At 70.1% G+C, this 21268-nt stretch carries 21 protein-coding genes; 9 read left to right on the forward strand and 12 right to left on the reverse strand.

Features of this window, described 5'->3' with window-relative positions; all coding sequences use genetic code 11:
* The first annotated feature begins 447 nt into the window (after positions 1-447).
* Positions 448-798, forward strand: a complete 351-nt coding sequence (locus FRCN3DRAFT_RS0226810; RefSeq protein ID WP_007509335.1) for a four-helix bundle copper-binding protein — start codon at positions 448-450, stop codon at positions 796-798.
* Positions 799-1064: 266 nt separating this feature from the next.
* On the forward strand, positions 1065-2318 hold the full coding sequence (locus FRCN3DRAFT_RS0226815; RefSeq protein ID WP_007509334.1) for a cysteine desulfurase-like protein: 1254 nt from the start codon (positions 1065-1067) through the stop codon (positions 2316-2318).
* Between the two features lie 39 nt (positions 2319-2357).
* On the opposite strand, the gene FRCN3DRAFT_RS0226820 is transcribed toward FRCN3DRAFT_RS0226815, so the two are convergent.
* The gene (locus FRCN3DRAFT_RS0226820) at positions 2358-3287 is read right to left on the reverse strand and encodes a TIGR03620 family F420-dependent LLM class oxidoreductase (RefSeq protein ID WP_007509332.1); all 930 of its coding nucleotides are present in this window, start codon (positions 3285-3287) and stop codon (positions 2358-2360) included.
* Between the two features lie 146 nt (positions 3288-3433).
* On the opposite strand from FRCN3DRAFT_RS0226820, the gene FRCN3DRAFT_RS0226825 reads away from it, so the two are divergent.
* The gene (locus tag FRCN3DRAFT_RS0226825; protein WP_232794163.1) at positions 3434-4006 is read left to right on the forward strand and encodes a TetR/AcrR family transcriptional regulator; all 573 of its coding nucleotides are present in this window, start codon (positions 3434-3436) and stop codon (positions 4004-4006) included.
* Here FRCN3DRAFT_RS0226825 and FRCN3DRAFT_RS54350 read toward each other — a convergent pair.
* The 3 genes from FRCN3DRAFT_RS54350 to FRCN3DRAFT_RS0226840 all read right to left on the reverse strand — a co-directional run bounded on the left by FRCN3DRAFT_RS54350 (position 3972) and on the right by FRCN3DRAFT_RS0226840 (position 5720).
* The gene (locus FRCN3DRAFT_RS54350; RefSeq protein ID WP_007509328.1) at positions 3972-4277 is read right to left on the reverse strand and encodes a DUF1330 domain-containing protein; all 306 of its coding nucleotides are present in this window, start codon (positions 4275-4277) and stop codon (positions 3972-3974) included. The genes FRCN3DRAFT_RS0226825 and FRCN3DRAFT_RS54350 overlap by 35 nt on opposite strands.
* Positions 4274-4924, reverse strand: a complete 651-nt coding sequence (locus tag FRCN3DRAFT_RS0226835) for a DUF2238 domain-containing protein (RefSeq protein WP_007509326.1) — start codon at positions 4922-4924, stop codon at positions 4274-4276. Before FRCN3DRAFT_RS0226835 ends, FRCN3DRAFT_RS54350 begins: the two co-directional genes overlap by 4 nt.
* A 118-nt stretch (positions 4925-5042) precedes the next feature.
* Positions 5043-5720 (reverse strand): TetR/AcrR family transcriptional regulator, encoded by a 678-nt coding sequence (locus tag FRCN3DRAFT_RS0226840; protein ID WP_007509324.1) that lies wholly within the window; start codon positions 5718-5720, stop codon positions 5043-5045.
* A 96-nt stretch (positions 5721-5816) separates the two neighbouring features.
* Between FRCN3DRAFT_RS0226840 and FRCN3DRAFT_RS0226845 the strand changes: the two genes are divergently transcribed.
* Positions 5817-6773, forward strand: a complete 957-nt coding sequence (locus FRCN3DRAFT_RS0226845) for an NAD-dependent epimerase/dehydratase family protein (RefSeq protein WP_051466378.1) — start codon at positions 5817-5819, stop codon at positions 6771-6773.
* A 156-nt stretch (positions 6774-6929) separates the two neighbouring features.
* On the opposite strand, the gene FRCN3DRAFT_RS0226850 is transcribed toward FRCN3DRAFT_RS0226845, so the two are convergent.
* The 3 genes from FRCN3DRAFT_RS0226850 to FRCN3DRAFT_RS57230 form a co-directional block, all read right to left on the reverse strand.
* Positions 6930-9419 (reverse strand): diguanylate cyclase domain-containing protein, encoded by a 2490-nt coding sequence (locus FRCN3DRAFT_RS0226850; RefSeq protein WP_007509320.1) that lies wholly within the window; start codon positions 9417-9419, stop codon positions 6930-6932.
* A gap of 662 nt (positions 9420-10081) precedes the next feature.
* On the reverse strand, positions 10082-10543 hold the full coding sequence (locus FRCN3DRAFT_RS0226855; RefSeq protein ID WP_007509319.1) for a flavodoxin family protein: 462 nt from the start codon (positions 10541-10543) through the stop codon (positions 10082-10084).
* Positions 10540-11253 carry a TetR/AcrR family transcriptional regulator gene (locus tag FRCN3DRAFT_RS57230; protein WP_106410280.1) on the reverse strand — a complete coding sequence of 238 codons (714 nt, stop codon included), beginning with the start codon at positions 11251-11253 and terminating at the stop codon, positions 10540-10542. The genes FRCN3DRAFT_RS0226855 and FRCN3DRAFT_RS57230 overlap by 4 nt, the downstream gene beginning before the upstream one ends.
* Before the next feature lie 124 nt (positions 11254-11377).
* Here FRCN3DRAFT_RS57230 and FRCN3DRAFT_RS46455 point away from each other — a divergent pair, with 124 nt between their 5' ends.
* Positions 11378-11824, forward strand: a complete 447-nt coding sequence (locus FRCN3DRAFT_RS46455) for a VOC family protein (protein ID WP_007509315.1) — start codon at positions 11378-11380, stop codon at positions 11822-11824.
* Positions 11821-12894, forward strand: a complete 1074-nt coding sequence (locus tag FRCN3DRAFT_RS0226870; protein WP_007509314.1) for an aldo/keto reductase — start codon at positions 11821-11823, stop codon at positions 12892-12894. Before FRCN3DRAFT_RS46455 ends, FRCN3DRAFT_RS0226870 begins: the two co-directional genes overlap by 4 nt.
* Before the next feature lie 53 nt (positions 12895-12947).
* On the opposite strand, the gene FRCN3DRAFT_RS49875 is transcribed toward FRCN3DRAFT_RS0226870, so the two are convergent.
* On the reverse strand, positions 12948-13637 hold the full coding sequence (locus FRCN3DRAFT_RS49875) for a hemerythrin domain-containing protein (protein WP_007509312.1): 690 nt from the start codon (positions 13635-13637) through the stop codon (positions 12948-12950).
* Between FRCN3DRAFT_RS49875 and FRCN3DRAFT_RS46465 the strand changes: the two genes are divergently transcribed.
* From FRCN3DRAFT_RS46465 to FRCN3DRAFT_RS46470, 3 genes are all read left to right on the forward strand, one after another.
* Positions 13636-14823, forward strand: a complete 1188-nt coding sequence (locus FRCN3DRAFT_RS46465) for a helix-turn-helix transcriptional regulator (RefSeq protein WP_035925252.1) — start codon at positions 13636-13638, stop codon at positions 14821-14823. The two genes, FRCN3DRAFT_RS49875 and FRCN3DRAFT_RS46465, sit on opposite strands and share 2 nt — an antisense overlap.
* Positions 14824-15063: 240 nt before the next feature.
* Positions 15064-15513 (forward strand): peroxiredoxin, encoded by a 450-nt coding sequence (locus FRCN3DRAFT_RS0226885; protein WP_007509309.1) that lies wholly within the window; start codon positions 15064-15066, stop codon positions 15511-15513.
* Positions 15514-15903: 390 nt separating this feature from the next.
* Complete coding sequence (locus FRCN3DRAFT_RS46470) at positions 15904-16860, forward strand: right-handed parallel beta-helix repeat-containing protein (RefSeq protein WP_051466379.1); 957 nt, start codon at positions 15904-15906, stop codon at positions 16858-16860.
* A 57-nt stretch (positions 16861-16917) separates the two neighbouring features.
* On the opposite strand, the gene FRCN3DRAFT_RS0226895 is transcribed toward FRCN3DRAFT_RS46470, so the two are convergent.
* From FRCN3DRAFT_RS0226895 to FRCN3DRAFT_RS0226910, 4 genes are all read right to left on the reverse strand, one after another.
* The gene (locus FRCN3DRAFT_RS0226895; protein WP_035929678.1) at positions 16918-17325 is read right to left on the reverse strand and encodes a hypothetical protein; all 408 of its coding nucleotides are present in this window, start codon (positions 17323-17325) and stop codon (positions 16918-16920) included.
* 10 nt (positions 17326-17335) lie between these two features.
* Positions 17336-17605 (reverse strand): hypothetical protein, encoded by a 270-nt coding sequence (locus FRCN3DRAFT_RS0226900; RefSeq protein WP_007509304.1) that lies wholly within the window; start codon positions 17603-17605, stop codon positions 17336-17338.
* A 20-nt stretch (positions 17606-17625) separates the two neighbouring features.
* Positions 17626-19086, reverse strand: a complete 1461-nt coding sequence (locus tag FRCN3DRAFT_RS0226905; protein ID WP_106410281.1) for an MFS transporter — start codon at positions 19084-19086, stop codon at positions 17626-17628.
* Between the two features lie 149 nt (positions 19087-19235).
* On the reverse strand, positions 19236-20591 hold the full coding sequence (locus FRCN3DRAFT_RS0226910; RefSeq protein WP_007509301.1) for a wax ester/triacylglycerol synthase domain-containing protein: 1356 nt from the start codon (positions 20589-20591) through the stop codon (positions 19236-19238).
* Positions 20592-21268 lie beyond the last annotated feature (677 nt).

Genomic DNA, 21268 nt, shown 5'->3' on the forward strand with positions numbered 1-21268 from the left:
CCGCCGCCGAGGCTCGTCCGCCCTCCGCTGCGGCCTGGCCGCCGAACCCACGCCCGGATCGTCATGCTCCCGGGCAGTGCGGCGCGAGTCGGTCCGGTACTCACAGATCCTCGCGGAAGGCGGCCATCGCATGAGCGCCGGCCATCGCGCGGGCGCCGGCCATCGCGGAGGCCCGCGGCCGTGACTTCCCAATCCAACGGGCCGAAGGCGGCGGCGGGTGCGTCGCACCACACGGCGGCAGAAAATCGGAATCGCGCCCAAATCCGGCCGCACCAAGAATGGCCCGACGGTGAAACCCGATCTCCTTACGGCGCGTTGCCGGCACTTTCACACGGTGCTACGCTGCGATTGCCTCACGCGACGAATCGTGCGCCCATTCATGGCGGCGCGCCGCGATCGCGTTTTTGGCAGCTTCCATCAGGCGCACCCTCGCTAAGGAGAAGTGCAGTGGCCACTATTTCCGCGCGTACCGCCGAGATGCAGGAATGCATTGACGCATGCATCGACGCCCGCTCGGCGTGTCGTAGCACCATGGATTACTGCATGCGCCAGGGCGGGGCGATGATGGACGCCGCGCTGATGCGGATGCTCTTGGACTGCAGCGACACCTGCGGGATGTGCGCCGACATGATCATGCGGGAGTCGGGCAGCATGAAGGACATGTGCCGCATGTGCGCGGACATGTGCACCCGGTGCGCCGACATGTGCGCGAAGATGCCCGACGACCGCCAGATGGCGGCCTGTGCGGAGGCCTGCCGCCGCTCCGCGGCCGCATGCCGGCAGCTGGCGGCGGCCTAGTAGACGGCGCTCCCGCAGAAACGTTTGAGGCGGTGGCATCCAGTGGGTGCCACCGCCTTCGCGCTGCGCAAGCCGGAGCGCGGTGGACCGGAGCGCGGCCGATTGGCCGGCGCCGGAGTACTCGCCCTTCGGAATCCGCTACCGGTCCGCATCCCGGGCGGCCACGCGAAGCTACTTCACAATGTCGACGGTGTTAATGGAATTTCCCCTGGCGGCGGCGACCCATGCCGACGCGGACCACTGCACGGTGCTGGCAGGCTTGGGGGATGACCGAGCCCCGCGCCGCCCCGGGCGTCACCACCGCCTACGACGTCGCCGCGATCCGCGGTCACTTCCCGTCGCTCGCCGCCGGCGCCGCCCACTTCGACGGGCCCGGGGGCTCACAGACGCCCGACGTCGTGGCGCACGCGGTCTATGACACGCTCACCCGTCCGCTGGCCAACCGCGGCACCGTGACGCTCGGCGAACGCAACGCCGAGGAGGCCGTCGTCGCCTGCCGCGCCGCCGTCGCCGACCTCCTCGGTGTCGAGCCGAACGGCGTGATCTTCGGCCGCAGCATGACGCAGAACACGATGGACCTCGCCCGCACGATCGCGAAACGGTGGGGTCCGGCCGACGAGGTGGTTGTCACCCGGCTCGACCATGACAGCAACGTCCGGCCCTGGGTGATCGCCGCGCGGGCGGTTGGAGCGACGGTCCGTTTCGCCGACTTCGACCCCGAGACCGGCGAGCTCGCGCCGGACGACATCGAGCGCGTCCTCTCCCCCTCCACGCGACTGGTCGCGGTCACCGCGGCCTCCAACCTGATCGGCACCATGCCCGACATCGCCGCGATCAGCCAGGTGGTCCACTCCGTCGGGGCCTGGCTGCACGTCGACGGCGTGCACCACGCGGCGCACGCGGCAGTCGACGTCCCGGCCCTCGGCGCGGACTTCTACGCCTGCTCCCCCTACAAGTTCCTCGGCCCCCACTGCGGCGTCACCTACGGCAGGCCCGAGCTCCTCGAGCAGCTCTCCCCCGACAAGCTGCTGCCGGCGACCGACGCGGTCCCCGAACGGTTCGAGCTCGGCACCCTCCCCTACGAGCTGATGGCCGGCACGACCGCGGCCGTCGACTTCCTCGCCGGCCTGGCGCCCGAAGCCGTCGCCGCGGGCACGGGCACGGACCGGCGGGCGAGGCTCGTCGCGTCGATGGCGGCGCTGCAGGCCCACGAGGACGTCCTGCGCGAACGGATCGAGGCGGGGCTGCGCGAGTTGCCCGGGGCCACGCTCTGGTCACGAGCGGCGCGCCGCACGCCCACCCTCCTGACGACCCTCGAGGGCCACGACCCGCAGAGCATCAGGGCCTTCCTCGGCGAGCGCGGGGTCAACGCCCCCGCCGGCTCCTTCTACGCCTACGAGGCCTCCCATCGGCTCGGCCTCGGGGACACCGGCGGCCTGCGAGTAGGCCTGGCGCCGTACAACGACGACGGCGACGTCGACCGGCTGCTCTCGGGGCTGAGGGACTACTTCGACCGTTGAGCGGGTGTTTCACGATCCCTATGGCTATGGGCTATGGAGCTATGGCGTGGGTATGAGACCGCGCAGCGCCGGAGCAAGCTCGCGCCATTCGCGGTCCGGCAGCGCGGTCGGGTCCGCGGTGAGGACCTGGACACAGACGTGGTTCGCGCCCGCGTCGAGGTGTTGGCGTACCCGGTCACGAATCACCTCGACGTCGCCGTAGGCGACGATCGCGTCGACCAACCGACGGCTCGGCCCGTCGACGAGGTCATCGTCGCCGAAGCCCAGCCGCCGCATGCTCGCCTCCTGATGCGGCGCCATGGAGACGTAGCCGGCGACGTGCGCGGTCGCGACCTGACGGGCCCGGTCAGCGGCGGTGTCCAGGACGACGGCCTGCTCGACGCCCAGAAACGCCTCGGGGCCCATGAGTTCGCGCGCCCGCCGAGTGTGTTCGACGGGCACGAAGTACGGGTGCGCCCCCCATGTCCGTTCGGCCGCCAGCGACAGCATCTTCGGACCGAGCGCGGCCAGTACCCGGCGCACGGCCGGGCGCGGTGACGGGCTGTGGGCCGGTACGGCGTCCATGGCCGCGAGGTAGGCGCCCATGGTGGATACCGCCTTCCCCAACGCGGGCAGCGGATAGCCATCCAGCTTGTGGATGCTGTCGTCGACCCGGTGCCCGCCAAGGCCGAGAAGGTAGCGCCCTGGGAACGCCTCGCCCAGCGCGCGTGCCGCGGTCGCCAGGGCGATCGGATCGCGGAACGCGATGTTCGCGATGCCGGACGCGACGGCGATGCGCCGGGTGGCCGACAGCAGCAGCCACGCCTGGCCGACCGTGTCGCGACCGAACGCCTCTCCGTACCAGAGTGCGCCGTAGCCCAGCTCCTCGATCTGGGCGGCGGCCTCCCGCACACGGTTGGCGGGCTGGCCGTCGAGCGCGAACGTCCAGACGCCGACGTGGCCGAGCTCGTGTTCTGGGTCCGCTGTCACGGCGCTCCTTCAGTCCTCACGCGATCAGTCCCATCCGATCCGGACAGGGTGTCCGTTTCCGTTCGCTACGATACGGACACCCTGTCCGGATGTCTATACGGGTGGGCGGAGAGGAGGGAGGGATGGCGATGGGTGGACGAGGCCCTATGGAACGCGTCCAGCGCACCGATGCCCGGCGTAACCGGGAACGCCTGGTCGCGGCCGCGCGCGAGGCCTTCGACGAGGCTGGACCCGACGCGTCCCTCGTCGAGATCGCCCGCCGGTCAGGGGTCGGGCAGGGAACCCTCTACCGGCACTTTCCGACGCGGGCCGCGCTGTTGAGTGCCGTACTCGCGGACCGAATCGAGACGCTGTGCCGACAGGCGGCCGAGCTGTCTGCCACCCGCTCCGCCGACGACGCACTGGCGACCTGGCTACACCTGTTCCTCGTCCACGCCCGCGTCAACCAGGGTCTCGCCGGCGCGTTCATGGCCGAGGGACCCGAGACAGTCCCCGTCGACTGCCATCAGGCCATCACGCGCGCCGCGGCCGATCTCCTCGGCCGCGCCCAGCGGACGGGCACCATACGGCCCGATCTGAGCCCCGACGACCTCGTCCAGCTCGTCGTCGGCATCGCGCTGGCGACCGCCCGCACCGGCGACGCCGACCAGGCCGACCGCCTGCTCGCGCTGGCCCTCGACGCCGTCAGATCTCGCCGTCTTCCATCAGGTACATCCTGAAGTCCGCGAAAATCCGGTCCCGCAAGGGGATGATGTCCAGGTATTCCGGCTCGAAGAACAGCCTTTCAGCCAGCTCCTCCGCCGGGAAGTCGATCACCATGACCAGGTCGGGAGCATGGGAGCCGTAGAGCGCCCTCTTGACGAGCTGGCGGCGGATGACCGTCCCCTGGTTCTTGTCGAGATACGCGCGCACGGTCCTCGAGTACTCCGCGAAGTGCGCCTCGTATCCCTCCCGGAAAGAGCCCTCCACCACGATCGTCGCCTTGCTCAACTCGATTCCTCCGGGGTGAGGCCCACGCGCTGGACTTGGCTGGCCGGCGACGTCGCGGCGAGCCCCTTCGCGGTCGCGTTCGCGTACAGCCGCAGGACGACGAATGCGACGCACGCGCCGCAGGTCCCGAGGGTCATGTCGCCCAGGGTGTCCTCGTAGGCGGTGGCCAGTTCGGTGCCGTGCCGGATGAACGTCCACCATTCGCCGATCTCCCAGGCCAGGGCGAGCAGTGCCCCGCCCCCGACCACCGCGACCCCGCTCACCCAGACCGGCCGCACCGACCAGACGCCGAGTACCAGGCCGAGCCCCAGGCAGACCAGGAACCAGTTCACGAAGTGGTTGGCGTCGTCCCACCACACCACGGTGTCGTAGAGATTCAGCGTGTTGCCGCTGACATCGACGAGGAAGGGTGCCATCACCAGGGCGAATCCCGTCCAGGGCGGATCGTGCGGCGCGGGTCGCCGTCGTTGCGTCAGCCACCACACGGTCGGCACCAGCAGCATCAGGATCGGGTAGAACACCAACCTGGCGCCGAACCCCTTGCCCTCGAACTGTGGCAGGCCGGTCGCCACGCTGGCGATCGCGAGCTGAATGACCGTCGCGGCCAGGACGAGCAGCGAGGCGGCTTTCGCCGACGGACGACGCATACCGGGATCCTCGCCACCACATGCGCGGACGACCCGTCGCTGTAGCGAGCCCGACACCGACTGTCGGTGGTTCGGGCGGCGGCGCCCTCGACCGATCACCGCCGTCGGCGGGTGGGCGTCATGTCTCCGCCGCGTCGGCGTGCGACCCGTCCCGGGGCGGGTGAACGTGCCGCAGGGCGTGGGTCATCCGGTCGACGAGGAGCGCCTCCCCGTCGACCATCGACGGCGCGAGGTGGCTGTTGATCTCGAGTGACACCAGGCCGTGCAGGGTGCCGAACAGGCCCAGCAGGCGGTGCTGGTCGTCGGTGGGCAGCGTGGCGAACTCCGCCAGCCGGTCGCCGCGTCCCTCCGCCTCCCCGACCGCCAGCAGGAACGGCCGATAGACCGTCTGTTCTGCGGTCACGGTGGGTCCGTCCGCCGGGGCCGCGTATCCGGGCAGCTGGTCGGTCCAGATCAGGTTGAACTGCCGGGGGTTGGCGACAGCCCAGGCTCGGTATGCCCGGACGCAGGCGAGGAGCCGGTCGACGGACTCGGCGCCCGCGCTGTCGTCGAACGCCTGGCGGACAGCGTCGGCGAGACTCCGGAAGCTCTCCGTGATCAACGCGGTGAACAGGTCGTCGAGGCTGCCGAAGTAGGTGTAGAGCGAGGCCGGGTTCATGCCGACCTCGCGGGCGACACCCCGCCACGACACGTTGCCTGGACCGCCTTCGTCGAGCTGACGGCGGGCGACGGCGGTGATCTCCGCGACGAGCTCCCGGCGCTGCCGGTCGCGTCGGGACTCCGTGGAGGTGCTCACGCCGTCGAGCCTAGTCGAACAAGCTTGATCTTTCGAACGCCATTGACTCGCCAAACAATGTTTGGCTACTGTCTCCATACAGTGTTCGAACTTCGAATGGTGATTGGAGATGGTGAAGAGGTGCACCTCCTCGACGCCTCCGTCGTCCTGGGCGCGGGCCCCGTCGGCCGGTCGGTCGCGGCCGCGCTCGTGGCCCGCGGGATCCGTCCGCGCGTCGTCACCAGATCGGGGACCACGATCGACGGGACCCAGCCCTGCCAGGCCGACGTGGCCGACCCCGACGGTGCTCGCGGCGCGGTCGGCCGCGCCACCGTGGTCTTCCAGTGCGCCCAACCGGCATACCACCGGTGGGGGAAGGACTTCCCGGCCATCCAGCGATCCGTCGTCCAGGCCTGCGAGGCGAGTGGCGCGGTACTCGTGGCGATCGAGAACCTCTACGGGTACGGGCCGGTGTCCGTACCCATGACCGAGGACCTTCCGATGAGACCGACCACCCGGAAGGGCGCGGTGCGCGCCGCCATGTGGGCCGAGCTGCTCGACGCTCACCGGTCCGGCCGGGTCCGCGTCGCGGCGGTTCGGGCCAGCGACTTCTTCGGCGCCGGGGTGCGCGACTCGGCGTTCGGCGAACGGTTCTTCGCCCCGCTCGTCTCCGGTGGGAAAGCCCAGATCCTTGGCTCACCGCGGGCACGGCACGCGATCACCTATGTGCCCGACCTCGCCGAGGCGGCGGTACGCGTGGCCGAGGATCCCGCGGCCTGGGGGCGAGCATGGCATGCGCCGACCGCCCCGGCGATCAGTCAGCTCGCCCTCGTCGAGGCCACCGCGCGCGCCGCAGGTGTGGCGCCCGCCTTCGTCGCGGTGAAGCCGTGGCAGTTGCGCCTCGTCGGTGCCGTCAACCCAGGCGCTCGGGAGACGGTGGAGATGCTCTACGAGTTCGACCGCGACTTCGTCGTGGACTCGTCGGCCTTCGAGACCCGCTTCGGCCAGCGGCCGACGCCGCTGGACCGCGCTCTCGCCGAGACGGCCGCGTGGTACCAGCGGGCGGAGACCTGAAACAGGCTGGGTACGCGTCACCGGCGCGCTGGTGCTCGTCCCGCTCATCGCGCCAAGAAGCGCGCCGAGCCCTGGCCAGGTGAACATCACTTTTGGTGACGGTTCGGTCCGGATTGAGGTACGACCCGCGGGGCCCCACTGGCCGAGTTTGACTCCTTACCACTGGTTCCCGTTCCTGTTTCCGTAACCAGCCCGGCCGTCGGTCTCGCCATTGCGGTGAGGCGGCGGCTGACCAGGCAGTGCGGCTGGCGGTCCGAAGAACTGTCCTTGTCCGAAGCGGCAACCATGGCGGGCCAATGTGCGTGCCTGCTCTCGGTTCTGGACGCCGGTGGCAACGACCGTGAGACCGAGGTCCTTGGCGAGGGTGAGCAGTGCGTGGCGGAGCAGGTCGGCCCGGTTGGCGCTGCCTGTTAGGCCGCCGGCGAAGGAGCTGTCGAACATAAGTATCTGGATCGGCAGCTCGTCGAGCGCCAGAAAGGTGTTCTGGTTCCTGGCGATGCCGTTCAGCGCGAGGCGCAGGCCACGGGCGACGCATGTCCGCAGGCTGCGCGCGACCTCCTCGTCGAGGCACTCCATGTCCAAAACCTTGAGGACCAAGGCCTGGGCGGGGAGGCGGGAGGCCGCCAGCGCCGCCTCGACGTCAAGCAGTAAGTCACCAGGCGGCCTCGCCGCCGAAACGCTGACGCAGACGGTGACATTCTGACCTGTCTGCCTCCGGTAGTGGCCGATATCATGGCACGCGCGGCCGATGATCAACCGTTCGAGCTGTGCTCTTAGCCCCTCCCCGCTCGCGACCGCGACCATCTGCTCTGCCGTGAGCGACCCGAACGTCGGATGGTGCCAGCACGTTGAAGCCTGGAACGCGACCGTGTGATGGTGGATCAGATCGACGATCGGCTGATAGAGGACATCGATGACGCCGCCGGCGGGATCGCCCCGCAGCAACTGGCACAGCGCGAGTTGCGCCGTCGGCGACCGGCCGTGAGCGAAGATGTCAGGATCGTAGACGACCAGACTGTTTTTCCCCCGCTGCTTGGCCGCGTACATGGCGAGATCTGCCTGCTGGACCAGGTCCTCGGCACTGATCGGGGATCCCGGCACAGCGACTGTCAGGCCAAGGCTCACGTGAATGGCGCATGGCTGCCCGGCAAGAAAGCACGGTGCCCGGACCACCGCGCCCACCCTCTTGCCGACCGCCTCGGCGTCCGCGGCATCGTCCGCCAAAAGCACCGCGAACTCGTCGCCACCGAGACGGGCGACCGTGTCCGAGGGCGGTACGCAACCAAGCAGCCGCCGAGCAGTTATCCTCAGCAATTCGTCCCCGGCCGGATGGCCCAAGGTGTCGTTGACAATCTTGAAGTCATCGAGATCACAGAAGAGCAGAGCCAGCCGGCCGCGGGCTCGCCGAGCGACCGCGGCTTCCACCCGGTCACCGAACAGCACGCGGTTCGCCAGCCCGGTCAGCGGGTCATGGAGCGCCTGGTGGCGCAGCTGGCGACGGCTCTGCTGAACCCTGTCCAGCAGCTTCTGGTTGTCCGCCAAAGTCAGCATCTGCCGGATCAGCACCAGCAAAACGAGCGCGAAGATGCCGTATATTTCGATCGGTTCGACCCGCACCTCGGTTGACATCTGAAGGCCCGCCAGCACGCCCAGCGCGGACAGTGGAATGTACGGGAGGAATATCCTCACCCAGCCTATGCCGGGTCCGGCCCGCCAGCCAGTCCACCGGACGTGCCACGAGGCCCTGCCGTCAGAAGCGGATTCGAGGCTTAGGGGGGAAGCGGCAACTACAGAGCCAGTCGATGACCGTGGTGGCGTGATGCAGGCAAGCCCGATCATCACAGTGCCAATGACGTTAGCGGCTTCGAGTTGCAGGGGCTCCGGTCGGCCGATCGCGACGAAGTAGAGCGACACGTGCAGAAGTACGGTGATGGAGGCCAGCCCACCACCGAGCAATGCGAAGGACTTCTTCTGGCGGGGGCGCCGGAACGCCGCCACGAGCAGCACGGTGATCAGTAGCAGGAGACATCCGAGGCCGAACGCCAACAATATCGCGAGACTGGCTGGTGCGGGTGCTCGCGCACGCATCAGAGGCCGGAGGATGACCACCCAGCCGAGCAGGCTCAGCGAGCTGACGAGGAGCACCGCGTCCATGACGGTGACAGTCCGCCAATGGGTGCCGCCCTGACCGGCTCCGCGCACCGGCTCGTCCTCTGGGCTGAGTGGGTCGGTGGGAAAAGCCAGCAGCGCGACAACGGATGCTGGAATGAACGCCAGATACGCCGGCTCCGTCCCCGACAAGGGTGGCACCGGCTCCTGGCCCGAGAACAACGCCCTGACGGAAGTGATGACCAGGCCGGCTGCCACCGCGATCCATCCGGCGAGCAGGAGCAGTCGCCAACGTCGCTCGCCGCCCTTCGCTCGCCGTGCCGACCACAGCTCGCATCCACCCTGGAACGCAATAGCGGCCATGCCGCAGGCGCGGACTACCAGATCAGCGGCGCGCGGGGGAAGGATGAAGGAAGCGAGCATGACTGTGGGCGCGACTGCCGCCCACACATAGACTATTCGGCGGAAAACGGTCGCGCCGCAGTTCGGTGCGTCGCACTCCGTCGCAGCTGCTCCAGTGATCTCCGCGCGCGACATCGCCCTCTCCGCCTGGGATCATTTCCGCCCACGCCAGCCTGGATCGTCCTGCCAGCCGGAATGGATCGCCGCGACGAACCTCCTCCGACTCGTCCAACCGAAAGCGACGTCATATATACCCAGAGTGATGGCACGCACATTAGTACGGGTGGACGAAGACCGCCAACGAGCCGAGGAGGCCCGATACGCTCTCCGCGCGTTCCTCGCCCCAATCTCAGCGCCGATCAGACCGAAACGGCCTGGCGATCAGGAGGTTGAGCATCGGCTACGGCATCACGCTCACCGCGATGGTCGATCAGGACCGCCTCGTCGTCGAACGGCGGACACCGGCGGCGGCAAGGTGGTACCGCCTGGCGGACGAGTTCGGCGAGCACGGCGCACGAGTGCTCGCCGGCGCGGCCGACCACGTGACGCTCAACGCATCGACCGCTGGATTGGCGGAGCGCACCTACCAGGCCGGCGCGTGCCGTGGCGCTGAGCCGACGGCACCGAAACCACCGTCCTCGCCGCCGAGGACACACAGCCACCCCACGCCACCCCTTGACCAGTCCGCTCGTCGTCCCCGTGCGGGCCCTGATCGACGGCCCTCGCCCACTCCCCTGACGCGGTCCACGCCTGCGCGACAGGCCAAAGGCCACCTCACGGGCTGGCACAGCCGGGACCTACGGCATCAGGCTGGCGGCGATGGTGGCGCCGAGTTCCCAGCAGGCCTCGCGGGCCGCGGTGTCCGGGGTGCCAATCACGGTGACCGGATCGCGCAGGCGCTTCCAGCGCAGACCGGTCGCGATCGACTCAACCGAACGCACCGCGCCCGTCGTGTCGCTGCCGCCGTGGACGTACAACGCGTACGGCCGCCCGACCGTCGCTTCCAAGACCGGGTAGTACACGGTGTCGAAGAAGTGCTTGAGCGCGCCGCTCATGTAACCGATGTTGGCGGGAGTGCCGAGCAGGTAAGCGTCGGCGGCGAGCACGTCGACGGCGGTCGCGGCCAGCGCCGGCCGCACGACGATATCCACACCTTCAATGGCGTCGTCCCGGGCGCCTGACAGCACCGCCTCGAGCATGGCTTGCATCGTCGGGGACGGGGTGTGATGAACGACGAGCAGCGTTGGCACCAGGGTCATTTTACGGCGCCGCTATCGTCTCCCCTCGCGGCGACACCGGCCGGCCGGTCCTGCCCGGTGCCAGTCGCGCTCCTTCCGTACAACGTGGTGGTCCAGGCGTTGATCAGCGTGGCGATCAGGACGTCCGGGTCGTCGAACGGCGCGACGCCGGCGGCGGCGAGGTAGTACAGCCGTTCACCGAGCCAGGTGAGGCCCGCGGCGGTGGCGCGGATGTCCGCGCCACCGAGGTGCCGGAGCGCCGCGGGATCCGCCTCGATCCGGGTGACGGTGGCCTCGGTGAAGGTGTTCATCTGATCGAGCCACAGGACCCGCAGCTCGTCGTCGGAACCCCAGCTGTCGACGATCGCCATCAGCACGCCGGCGTTCTCCCGCCACAGCCGGGCACCGTCGGTGATGCCGAGGCGTAGCCCCTCCATCGGGTCCGAAAGCCCGTCCGCATCGGGGTCCGTCCAGGGGTGTGCCGCCTCGTGCCCCCGGCGGACCGCCTGACGGACCAGCTCGGCGAGCACTGCCTGTTTGCTGGCGAAATAGAAGTAGAAACTGGCCTTCGACACGCCCGCGGCACGAACGATGTCGGCGACGCTCACCGCGTCGAACCTGCGGTGCGCGAGCAGCCCCTCCAGCGCGGCGAGCAGACGGGACCTCAGCTCCGCGGGCGGCGGGTCGCCCACCGCGCGCCGCGCCGATGCCGCAGCGTGGGATCGCGTCATCCCCTCACCGTAGGACACCTGGTCCGGGTTACTGGTTCGGGGACCAAATGTCTGCCCGCGCCAGACGGAAGAGACCGATCTCGCCGACCAGACGGGTAGTCCAGACGGGGTGTATTGTCCCGGCATGACCACCATCGCGATACATCTTGTGGTGACTGATACCGACACCGACGCGGCGTGGTACATCCAGGTGCTGGGCGCGCACGAGGTCAGGCGGCTGGCATTGCCCGACGGGCGAGCCCTCATCGTCGAGCTGCGGCTTGGCGACACCACGCTCGCGGTCGCCGAGGAGATGCCCGAGGCCGGCATCCGCACGCCGAAGAGCCTCGGGGGCACTCCCGCGGCGCTGCACCTCACCGTCCCCGACGTCGACGTGGCCTTTCAGCGCGCCGTCGAGGCGGGAGCGACGGCCTTCGAACCGGTGCACGACGCCATCTGGGGCGATCGCACCGGGCAGTTCCTCGATCCCTCCGGTCACCGCTGGGCGCTCGACACGCACCTCCGGGACGTACCCGACGACGAGATCGCGCGCGAGCTCGCCCGGGTGATCGCCGGGTCCGCCGCGTCATGAGGTACAGGACGCTGGGCACCAGCGGGCTTCGGGTCTCGGACCTCATCCTCGGCGCGATGACCTTCGGCGAGCAGGGCGGGGTCGGCGCCCCGCCGGAAGAGTGCCGCCGCATCCTCGACCTGTACGCCGACGCCGGCGGCAACACGATCGACACGGCGATCAACTATCGCGACGGCGCCAGCGAGGAGATCCTCGGCGCGCTGCTCACCGGCCGCCGCGAGTCCTTCGTGCTGGGCACCAAGTACACCGTTTCCCGCGACCGCGCCGACCCCAACGCGGCGGGCAACGCCCGCAAGAACCTGCGCGCGTCCCTCGAGATCAGCCTGCGGCGGTTGCGCACCGACTACATCGACATCTACTGGGTCCACATGTGGGACCGGTCCACGCCGATCGAGGAGACGATGCGCGCCCTCGATGACGCGGTACGCGCAGGCAAGATCCTCTACATCGGCATCTCCGACACCCCCGCCTGGGTCGTCGCCCGCGCCAACACCATCGCCGACTGGCGCGGCTGGAGCCAGTTCGTGGGTCTACAGGTGCCGTACAGCCTGCTCAACCGCGACATCGAGCGGGAGCTGCTGCCCATGGCGGAATCCCTCGGCCTTGGAGTGACCGTCTGGAGCCCGCTGGGCGGGGGCGTCCTGTCCGGGAAGTACACCCCACCGCCCAGCACACCACTGCCCGGCCCGCCGCCGTCCGGCCCCCCGCCGACCGAGAGCGGCGCGGACCAGGCGAGCGACCTGACCCGGACGCGGCTGAGCGCCGAGTCGCTGACCGATCGGGACCTCGCCGTCGCGAGATCCGTGCGCGCGATCGCCGACGAACTCGGCGTCACCCCATCGCAGGTCGCGATCGCCTGGACGAGAAGCCGCTCGGTGGCGATCCTTCCCATTCTGGGCGCGCGGCGGGTCGATCAACTACGCGACAATCTCGGCGCCCTCGACGTCACGCTGTCACCCGACCTCGTCGACCGGCTCGATGACGCCACCGGCTTCTCGCCAGGCTTCCCGACCGACTTCATCGACCAGAACTCCCCCTGGGTCTTCGGCGCCGCCGACACCCGCTCATGATCCAGCCCTGGGCGTGACTCGACGCGGGCCGGTAGGAGCCAGGCGCTTGTGGCTCAGCCGTGCATCGGTGAGACGGGAGCCGCGGCGACCGCGCGCACGTCGGCGAGGGCGACGGGGTCCAGGACGCGTTCGGCGATCTGGAGGAGCCCCGCGACGACGGGCGGGGGCGCGGTGGCGGCGAGGCGGGCGACCAGGGCGTGCCGGGTGGGCCGGTCCAGGGCGGGGAGCATGTACCGCAGGGTCGTGGCCATGACATCCGGGGTGGTGTCGGCCATGAAGCGGGCGCGGGTCAGGGCGATCTCCTCGTCGCTGCACAGTTCCCAGACCCGCGTCATGACGACGGTCTCCTCGCCGTGCAGGTGGGGGAGGTAGCTGGCGACGAAACGGGTCAGGTCCCGGTAGAGGCCGAGCCCGGCCGAAGGGTCGGGGGCGGCGATCACGGCGATGAACCTGTCGTCGAGGTGGTCGAGCAGGTCGTCGAGGTCGCGGTGCTGCTCGCCGGCCGGTTCGGTGGTCTCCGGGTCGACGCCGTCGAGGATGCGCAGGATGTGGCGGTCCTCGTGCTCGGTGTGGGCGCGCAGCAGGTCGAGCAGGGGCCACCACCTCTCGCCGAGGGCCGCCACCTCGGCGGGGTCCGCCCAGTCGGTGCGGCCAGCCTGGATGGTGAGCTCGAACAGTCCCAGGCGCAGGGCCTTGTGAATGTGGGTGAACAGGTCGTCGCGGACGAGGGTGTCAGCAGTCATGGCCTCGAAGGTAGGAATCGCCGTGCCGCCCGCCTATCCCAGATTTCAGGGGTTGGCCCGGCCGGTCGGCGTGGTCATCCTGGAATTCGTGAACCTGTGCGAGCGTGTCCGGGCGCTGGCGGCCGAGGGCGGCGACCTCACCGCCGTGCGCGGCCGCCTGGACCGCCTCCTACGCACGAGCGTCCCGTACGACATCGCCGCGATCTCGACCGTGGACCCGGCCACCATGCTGTGGACGAGCTGTTTCCTCAGCGGGCAGCCAGCGGGCGACGAACGAGACCGGGAGAATGTCCTCTACGAGCTGGAGTTCACCGGCACCGACCTCAACGGCTACCGCGACCTGGCGAACGACGGCCGCCTCGTCGGCCGGCTACACCAGACGACCGGCGGGGACCTGACCAGGGCGAAACGCTGGGAATCGCTCCTGTCACCGCTGTCCTGCGTCGACGAGATGCGGGTGATCCTGCGGTCGGGCACCATGACCTGGGGAACGCTGACGCTTTACCGCACGGGCAGCAGCCGGCCGTTCAGCGACCGGGACGAGGCGACCATCCGCGCCGCGCTGACCGCCATCGCCGACCTGTTCCGCCTCACCATGCTCCGCGCCGCACTCGCCTCGCCGGGAGGCCTCGAACGGCCGCCGGGCCTGCTGCTCGTCACCGCCCGCGGCGAGATCGAGTCGGTCACCGACGACGGCCGCGCCTGGCTCGCCGCGCTGGACGACCGGGGCCGGCTGCCCAGCGTCGTGCGGTCCATCGCCGTCGCCGCCGCCACCGGCAACGGCCTCGCCCGCGCCGCGCTACCGGCCCGCGACTGCCGCTGGGTCGTGCTGCACGGCTCGCCGATGCCCGGCGGCGACTCGCCCATGATCGCCATCATCATCGAGGGCGCCCGCCCGGTCGTCGTCAGCGAGGTGATCGCCGGCGCCTACGGCCTCACGCCGCGCGAACGCGAGGTCATCGGGCTCGCCGCCCAGGGCAGATCCACCCGGCAGCTGGCCACCGCGCTAGGTATCTCCCCCTTCACCGCGCAGGACCACCTCAAGGCGGTGTTCGCCAAGACCGGCGTGCGCACCCGTGCCGAACTGGTCGCCACGCTCTACGTCCAGCAGTACGAGCCCCGCCGCGCCAGCGCCAGCCAGCCCAGCCCCTACGGCTGGTACCTCGACGACCAGGTCCCCGCCTGAGGCAGGCCGACTGGCGTGGGCTGGCTGAACGTGGGCTGGCTCAGGCGGGTTCTGGCCGCCGCCCCGAGGCGCCTTTCCTTCCGCCCTCGCTGCCCCGTACCGATCGATCGTCGCCGTCGGCGACCTATCTCGTGCGGACCGCCACCGCGCCTGGATACCCTGGAAGACGGCCGTCGCGCTGGCGGCCCTGGACGCCGGGCCGACGCCTGCCGCCCAGCTCGAGGTGAGGAGCGCACACAGATGCTGCGTGTTGGCGACACCGCGCCGGACTTCGAACTACCGGACGAGACCAACACCCCTCGCAGGCTTTCCGCTCTCCTGGCGGATGGTCCGGTCGTGCTGTTCTTCTACCCGGCGGCGATGACCAAGGGCTGCACCGCGGAGAGCTGCCATTTCCGGGACCTCGCGGCGGAGTTCGCCAAGGTCGGCGCCCAGCGGATCGGTATCAGCACCGACACCGTGGCCAAGCAGAAGGAGTTCTCCGACAAGCACTCCTTCGACTATCCGCTGCTGTCGGACGCCGACGGCACGGTGTCGCGGGCGTTTGGCGTGAAGCGGCCGCTCGACCTGCTGCGAGTCAAGCGCGCCACCTTCGTGATCGGTACGGACCAGGTCATCATCGAGGCCATCGTCAGTGAGCTGAACATGAACATGCACGCCGACAAGGCCTTGGCCGCGCTGGGCGGCTAGGACGACCGGCACGGTCTGTAGCCGGACGCACGGGCGGCAGAGCCGACAGACAAGGGCGAGATGGCGGCCGTCGTCACGAGCGAAGGCCCTGGCCCCACAGGGCATTCCAGTGACAAGCCGGCCACTCTCGGTGGGCCTGTTCCACGTGCGGACAGCGCAGGAGTTGACATATCGATGGCCGCGAGCCCGTTCCAGCCAGTTCGGACCTGGCGCTCCGCCGCTGCCGCCGCGCCCCTGGCCGCGGCCATCGCCCTCGCCATGGTTCTCTGCCTGGCCGCTGCCGGATGTTCTTCTGATGGCGGGTCTGGACGCACGGAGGCTCCCGGCGCGTCCCTCTCGCCCGCCGCGGCCGTCACCGCCTTGCCACCAGGTTCGGGCAGAAACATCACGGTGAGCACGTCGGATCAGCTGACCGCCGCCATCGCCGGCGCCCGCCCCGGCGACACCATCAACCTCGCCGACGGCACCTACACCGGCAAGGAGGCGGTTGGGAAATACACGGGAAGCTTCTCCGTCACGACGGCGGGGACCGCGACCGCCCCCATCACGCTCCGCGGGGGGCGCGGCGCCGTCATCGACGGCGGTGGTGCCGGCGGCCACTACGGGCTGTACCTGGTGAAGGCCGACTACTGGCAGATCCAGGGAATCTCCGTGACGAACGCGACCAAAGGCGTGGTGCTCGACGGCTCAAACCATGTCCTGATCGACCGTGTCAGGGTCTCCAACACCGGGCAGGAGGGGGTTCACTTCCGCGCCTTCTCCAGCGACAACACCATCTCGAACTCCGACGTGACGGCCACGGGCAGGCGCTCGGCCGGATATGGCGAGGGGGTCTACATCGGCAGCGCCCACTCGAACTGGGGCACCTACACCGGCGGCCGGCCGGACGCCTCGGACCGCAACAAGGTCATCGGCAACACCTTCAGCGACACCGCCGCCGAGAATATCGACATCAAAGAAGGCAGCACCGGCGGTCTTATCCAGGGAAACCACTTCGACGGCGCTGGCACGGGGCAGACGAAGGATGGCGTCCGCAAGGCCGCGAACTCCGCCGACTCGTGGATCGACGTCAAGGGCAACAACTACACGATCATTGACAACACCGGCGCCCACGCCCTCTCCAACGGCTTTGAGATCCACAACGTCAAGGATGGCTGGGGCAGGGGCAACGCCTTCCACAACAACACCCTCGACGTCGACGCATACATCACCGACGACCCCAAGCACTCGGGCTTCGGTTTCTGGGTACAGAACACCGCTACCGGCAACGTCGTCGGCTGCGACAACACGGTCACCAACGCGGTGTCCGGGTTCGCGAACGTCGCCTGCACGCCGCGAAGCAGCTGATCACCAGGACGTACGGGCCCGATGGCTCCCCGCGACGCGCCCACGATCCCGCGAGGATCAGGCGAGCTGATCGCGCAGCCACGAGAGCGGGCGGCCGTCGAGTTTCGCCAGGCCCTCCTCGGCGGTCATCGCGGTCGAGGCGGCGACAGGAAACCGCCGCAGCATTCGGGACCCGGGGTAGTAGACGAGGCGCTCGTCGAATTCCAGGCAGAGCCGGAACGAGGCGACCCAGGAGGCAACCCTTTCGTCCGCGCCCCGCGCGGCGAGCAGCGCCTCCGCACTGGAGAAGCGTTCGACGGTCTCCTGCGGATCCTTCCGGTCGATCGAGTAATAGGCGTAGACGTTCTCGATTGGGTCGAAGAAGTAGCCGAACTCGTGCCACTGATCGGCCTCAATGGTCAACACCGGGTAGGCCTTCGAGGTGACGGCGACGAACTCGCGCACGGAGAGCTGATCGTCAGGCATGTCCCGCACTTTACAACTCGAAGCGGGCGGCGGCGTCCTGCGCTATCCGCGCTATCCGCGCTCGTAGCTCGCTTTCAAAGGCCGGCGTGGTCCAGTCGTCACCGGCGAACTCGGTCCCCACATCGGCTGTGACCTCACCCACCCGCCGGTCACCGTCGAATACCCTGACCCGGTAGTAACAGACTTCGCGGTACTGGTCGTAGCTGTCGAACTCCGCCGTCCATGAAAGCCGCCCGTCGACGGTCCTGCTCGTCGCGAACTCGGGCCAGGAGAATTCCATTGGGCCGGGACCAGGACCGCCTACGTGCCGTTGTCCTGTCTGCCCGTGGCCAGCAGGTCCTCCGTCTGGACATCCGGGAGGAACAGTGCCGCGATCGCCGCCGCGGCGGCGAGAACCGTGATCGCGATGGCGACGGTGTGCAGGGCGGGCACCTGCCCGACGCGGGCGCTGCGCTGGGTGAACAGGGTCGCGACGATCCCGATCCCGAACGAGCCGAGAACCCGCTGGACGACGTTGAAGGCGGTGTTCGCGTCCGCCTGCTGCTCGGGTCGCAGTGGCTCGGTCGCCACCAGGACCAGCGGCGTGATGACCAGCCCCACGGCCGCGGCGCGCAGCGTGAGGATCAGCCCGGTGAGCCACAGCGGGGTTCCCGCGCCGATCGCGAACAGGCCCGCGCTGGAGGCGACCAGCAGAAGGAACCCGCCGAGGACCGTGGGACGTACCCCGATCCGCGCGGCGGCGCCCGCGCCCGCCAGGGTGCCGACGCCGGTCACGATCCCCTGCGGCAGCAGCGCCACGCCGGTGATGAACGCCGAATGGCCCTGGCCCGACTCCAGGAAGATCGGGACCACGAACACGATCGACCAGGCCGCGACCGACGCCGCCCCACACAGGGTGAAGGCCAGCGCCACGGACCCCTGGCGCAGGATCGACAGGTCGAGCGCCGGGTGCGGGATCCGGCCGGACCGGACCGCGTAGACGGCTAGTACGGCGACGCCGCCGACGATCGGCCCCCACGTCGCGGGCGGCGTCAGGGCGCCGCGGGTGATGCGGTCGACGCCGTAGAACACGGCCACCAGCCCGACCGCGAGCAGGCCGAGACCGGCGAGGTCAGGCCGGGCCGCCGGCTGGGCCGGTGGCCCGAGGTTCGCGGGCAGCCGCCGGGCCGCGGCGACGGCCAGCAGCCCGATCGGCACGTTGATCAGGAAGATGGCCCGCCAGCCCTCGCCGCCGCCGATCGCGCCGAGCAGCATGCCGCCGATGCTCGGGCCGAGCGCCGGGCCGAGGAAGAGCAGGACGCCCGCGGCCGGGGACATCCGCCTCGACCCGCCGGACCCGCCGAGCAGCATCGACATCGCCAGCGGCACGAGCGGCGCGCCCGCGAGGCCCTGCAGCACCCGGGCGGCGATGAGCACCCCCACGCCCGGTGCCGCCCCGCACAGCGCAGACGCGGCGGTGAAGGCGGCGAGGAAGGCGGTGTAGGTGGGAATGGTGCCGAACCGCCGCGACAGATAAGAGGTGAGCACGAGCCCTGTGCCGAGGGCCAGCAGGTAACCGCTGACGATCCACTGCACCGTCGGCAGCGACGTGCCCGTCTGCCGGGAGATCGGCTCGACCGCGACGTTGACGATGCTGGAGTCGAGCATCGTCAACAGCGGGCCGGCGAGCAGCGCGTACTGCGCGCCCGGACGGAACCTGACCACCGGCGATGTAGCCGTATCGGCGGTCGTGTCCGGCATGGCCTCGGTCACCACGTCCATGCCTCCTCGCTGACCTGCGGCATCGTGTGTCGGCCTTACTGCCCGGCTAGGTGCTCATCGTGGCATGCGTCGTTTGCGCGCCTCGGGTCGGGACGCGCGCGGACGGGCGTTTGGTCCGGGAGGAACACACCCGGGCCACCTCGCACGCGTCAGCGCGACGCGGAATCCGCGACCAGCGCCGCCGCGGCCTGGTCGGCCGCCGGGACGATCCCGGCCGCGCGTTCCAGGCCCTCGATCTCGGCCAGCCAAAGCCTGGCCAGTTCCGCGGCGCGCGGCGCGGGCACGGTGAAGCCGGCCGTGGCCGTCCGCCCGAGGCCACCGAGCGTGACCACCACCTGCCGACGCCCCTCCCGCGCGGGCGGCACCGGCATCGCCGCGGTGACCGGAGCTCCCGCCACCGCCAGCGGCCCGGGAATCGGCCCCAGATTCGTCGTGTTCACCGCGGCCTTGCGAAGTTCCTGGCCGCCGCCGATGGTCCGGCGGCCGAACCGGCTGGGCACCCGGTCGGACCAGAAGCGATCGCTGAGGCTCGCGCTCGAACCCCCTTTGTAGGGGGCGGTCTGGCGGCACACCTGCTCGAAACGCTCGCCTGGCGAGGTGAGCTCCAGGGGCAGTGCCACCCGGGTCGCCACGAAAGCGTTGCCGAGGATGGAGCGCTCGGCTGGGCGCCGGGCGCTGACCGAGAGCACCGTCCGCACCGGCAACTGATCCAGCGGCGACGACCAGGCCGCGAGCGCCCCGCCCATGCCGACCAGATAGACGTCGTTGACGGAGGCGCCGTAGGCCTGGCCGACCGCGCGCAGCCGGTCGACCTCGATGGACGCCCAGCCCATGCTGTGGCCATCGGCGGCGGGACCAGTGAGCGCCGCGAGCGCCCCGGACGGCCCTGCCCACGTCGTGGCCTGACGCCGCGCGGCCGACACCAGCCCCCCGGGCGTGAGCTTCCCGGTCCGCATCCAGGCCGGGCCCGTGGTGGCCCCGGCCGCCGCCTCATCGCCGAACAGGAACGTCAACACCCGGTTCTGCGAGAGACCGTCCACCCAGACGTGGCTGGACCGGAACAGGACATGGACGTCGCCCGTGTCGGGGCTGGTGAGCAGGCCGACCTCCCAGGCCGGCCTGTCCAGCGGCATCACCATCCCCGAGAGCCGCCCGGCCGTCGCCCGCAGGTCGTCCTCGGTGGCGCCCGCCGGCAGCGGGTACTCCCGCACGTGCCGGGTCACGTCGATCTCCCCGTCCGCCTCCCAGCGCGGCGCGCGGCCACGACGCGTCACCAGCCGCTCCGTGAGCACGGGGAATGCCCGGACACGGTCGAGAACCGCGGCCCGGACCTCGTCGAGATCCGGCGACCCGGACATCCGTAGCAGGTAACCGCTGACGCTGACCGGACGGGTCGGATAGGCCCGCTGGAAGTCGAGCATGTACCGGTCCATCGGGCTCAGCCGCCGGCCACCCGGGTACGCACCGTAAAGAGGCTCCGCGCCGTCGATGGAATCCGAGCGCATCTCGACCCCCGTCTCGCGACGCGGGCCCTACGCCGACGCCGAACCCGCCCCGCGCGGGAAGGGTTTCCACCGCTCCTGGCCGAGGCCGAGAGCCACGCGTGACCGTAACGCCCTGTATGGGCGGTACTGCGACGGGCCAGCAGCCTACTGGCGCCCCAACGGGCGACCGCAAGGAGGTCGCGGATCGGATACACCGCCTCAAAGCGCTGAGCCCGAGCACCGGCGACGGGCCGAGCGAGCACATCAGCCGCCTGGCCGGGCTCCCACTCGGCGCACCCAGCGCCTCCCGGCCGCACCCAACGCCACCCGGCGCCACCCGGCCGCACCGCACCGCACCGGACTGGCCAGGCCGCCGGACGGCCCCGGGATCGACGGCTCGAGACCGAATGAACGTTCCAGCGGTTTGGCGGCGTGCCTGGAAACATTCGGAGTCCGCCGTCCGCATTGCGCGTGCCGGTCGCATACTCGGCAGGCGATCAATGGGCCGCCGGGACGGATGGCCGAGGGGCGTCCAGATGCACCGATCATGGCGCATGATCCGCTGCCCGAGCCGGCCTGGAACTCTTATCTTCGTGAATCTTCAACGGAGTCCGCACTCGCCGCGCGATTACACCTCGACCTCGGGCCAGAGGTAGTCATAAAACAGTACCCACCCTGTCGCGTCGGCGACATCGTCC

It is taken from the genome of Pseudofrankia saprophytica (genome assembly GCF_000235425.2).
Taxonomy (GTDB): Bacteria; Actinomycetota; Actinomycetes; order Frankiales; family Frankiaceae; genus Pseudofrankia; species Pseudofrankia saprophytica.

Coding starts and splice junctions, on each gene's coding strand:
- FRCN3DRAFT_RS0226895 (WP_035929678.1), bottom strand. CDS start 17,325: ATGCCTGACGATCAGCTCTCCGTGCGCGAGTTCGTCGCCGTCACCTCG.
- FRCN3DRAFT_RS0226855 (WP_007509319.1), bottom strand. CDS start 10,543: ATGACCCTGGTGCCAACGCTGCTCGTCGTTCATCACACCCCGTCCCCG.
- FRCN3DRAFT_RS0226905 (WP_106410281.1), bottom strand. CDS start 19,086: ATGGACGTGGTGACCGAGGCCATGCCGGACACGACCGCCGATACGGCT.
- FRCN3DRAFT_RS0226900 (WP_007509304.1), bottom strand. CDS start 17,605: ATGGAATTCTCCTGGCCCGAGTTCGCGACGAGCAGGACCGTCGACGGG.
- FRCN3DRAFT_RS46455 (WP_007509315.1), top strand. CDS start 11,378: ATGACCACCATCGCGATACATCTTGTGGTGACTGATACCGACACCGAC.
- FRCN3DRAFT_RS0226910 (WP_007509301.1), bottom strand. CDS start 20,591: ATGCGCTCGGATTCCATCGACGGCGCGGAGCCTCTTTACGGTGCGTAC.
- FRCN3DRAFT_RS0226845 (WP_051466378.1), top strand. CDS start 5,817: ATGGTGATTGGAGATGGTGAAGAGGTGCACCTCCTCGACGCCTCCGTC.
- FRCN3DRAFT_RS0226885 (WP_007509309.1), top strand. CDS start 15,064: ATGCTGCGTGTTGGCGACACCGCGCCGGACTTCGAACTACCGGACGAG.
- FRCN3DRAFT_RS57230 (WP_106410280.1), bottom strand. CDS start 11,253: ATGACGCGATCCCACGCTGCGGCATCGGCGCGGCGCGCGGTGGGCGAC.
- FRCN3DRAFT_RS0226815 (WP_007509334.1), top strand. CDS start 1,065: ATGACCGAGCCCCGCGCCGCCCCGGGCGTCACCACCGCCTACGACGTC.
- FRCN3DRAFT_RS0226835 (WP_007509326.1), bottom strand. CDS start 4,924: ATGCGTCGTCCGTCGGCGAAAGCCGCCTCGCTGCTCGTCCTGGCCGCG.
- FRCN3DRAFT_RS0226825 (WP_232794163.1), top strand. CDS start 3,434: ATGGAACGCGTCCAGCGCACCGATGCCCGGCGTAACCGGGAACGCCTG.
- FRCN3DRAFT_RS49875 (WP_007509312.1), bottom strand. CDS start 13,637: ATGACTGCTGACACCCTCGTCCGCGACGACCTGTTCACCCACATTCAC.
- FRCN3DRAFT_RS46465 (WP_035925252.1), top strand. CDS start 13,636: ATGGCCTCGAAGGTAGGAATCGCCGTGCCGCCCGCCTATCCCAGATTT.
- FRCN3DRAFT_RS0226850 (WP_007509320.1), bottom strand. CDS start 9,419: ATGTCGCGCGCGGAGATCACTGGAGCAGCTGCGACGGAGTGCGACGCA.
- FRCN3DRAFT_RS0226870 (WP_007509314.1), top strand. CDS start 11,821: ATGAGGTACAGGACGCTGGGCACCAGCGGGCTTCGGGTCTCGGACCTC.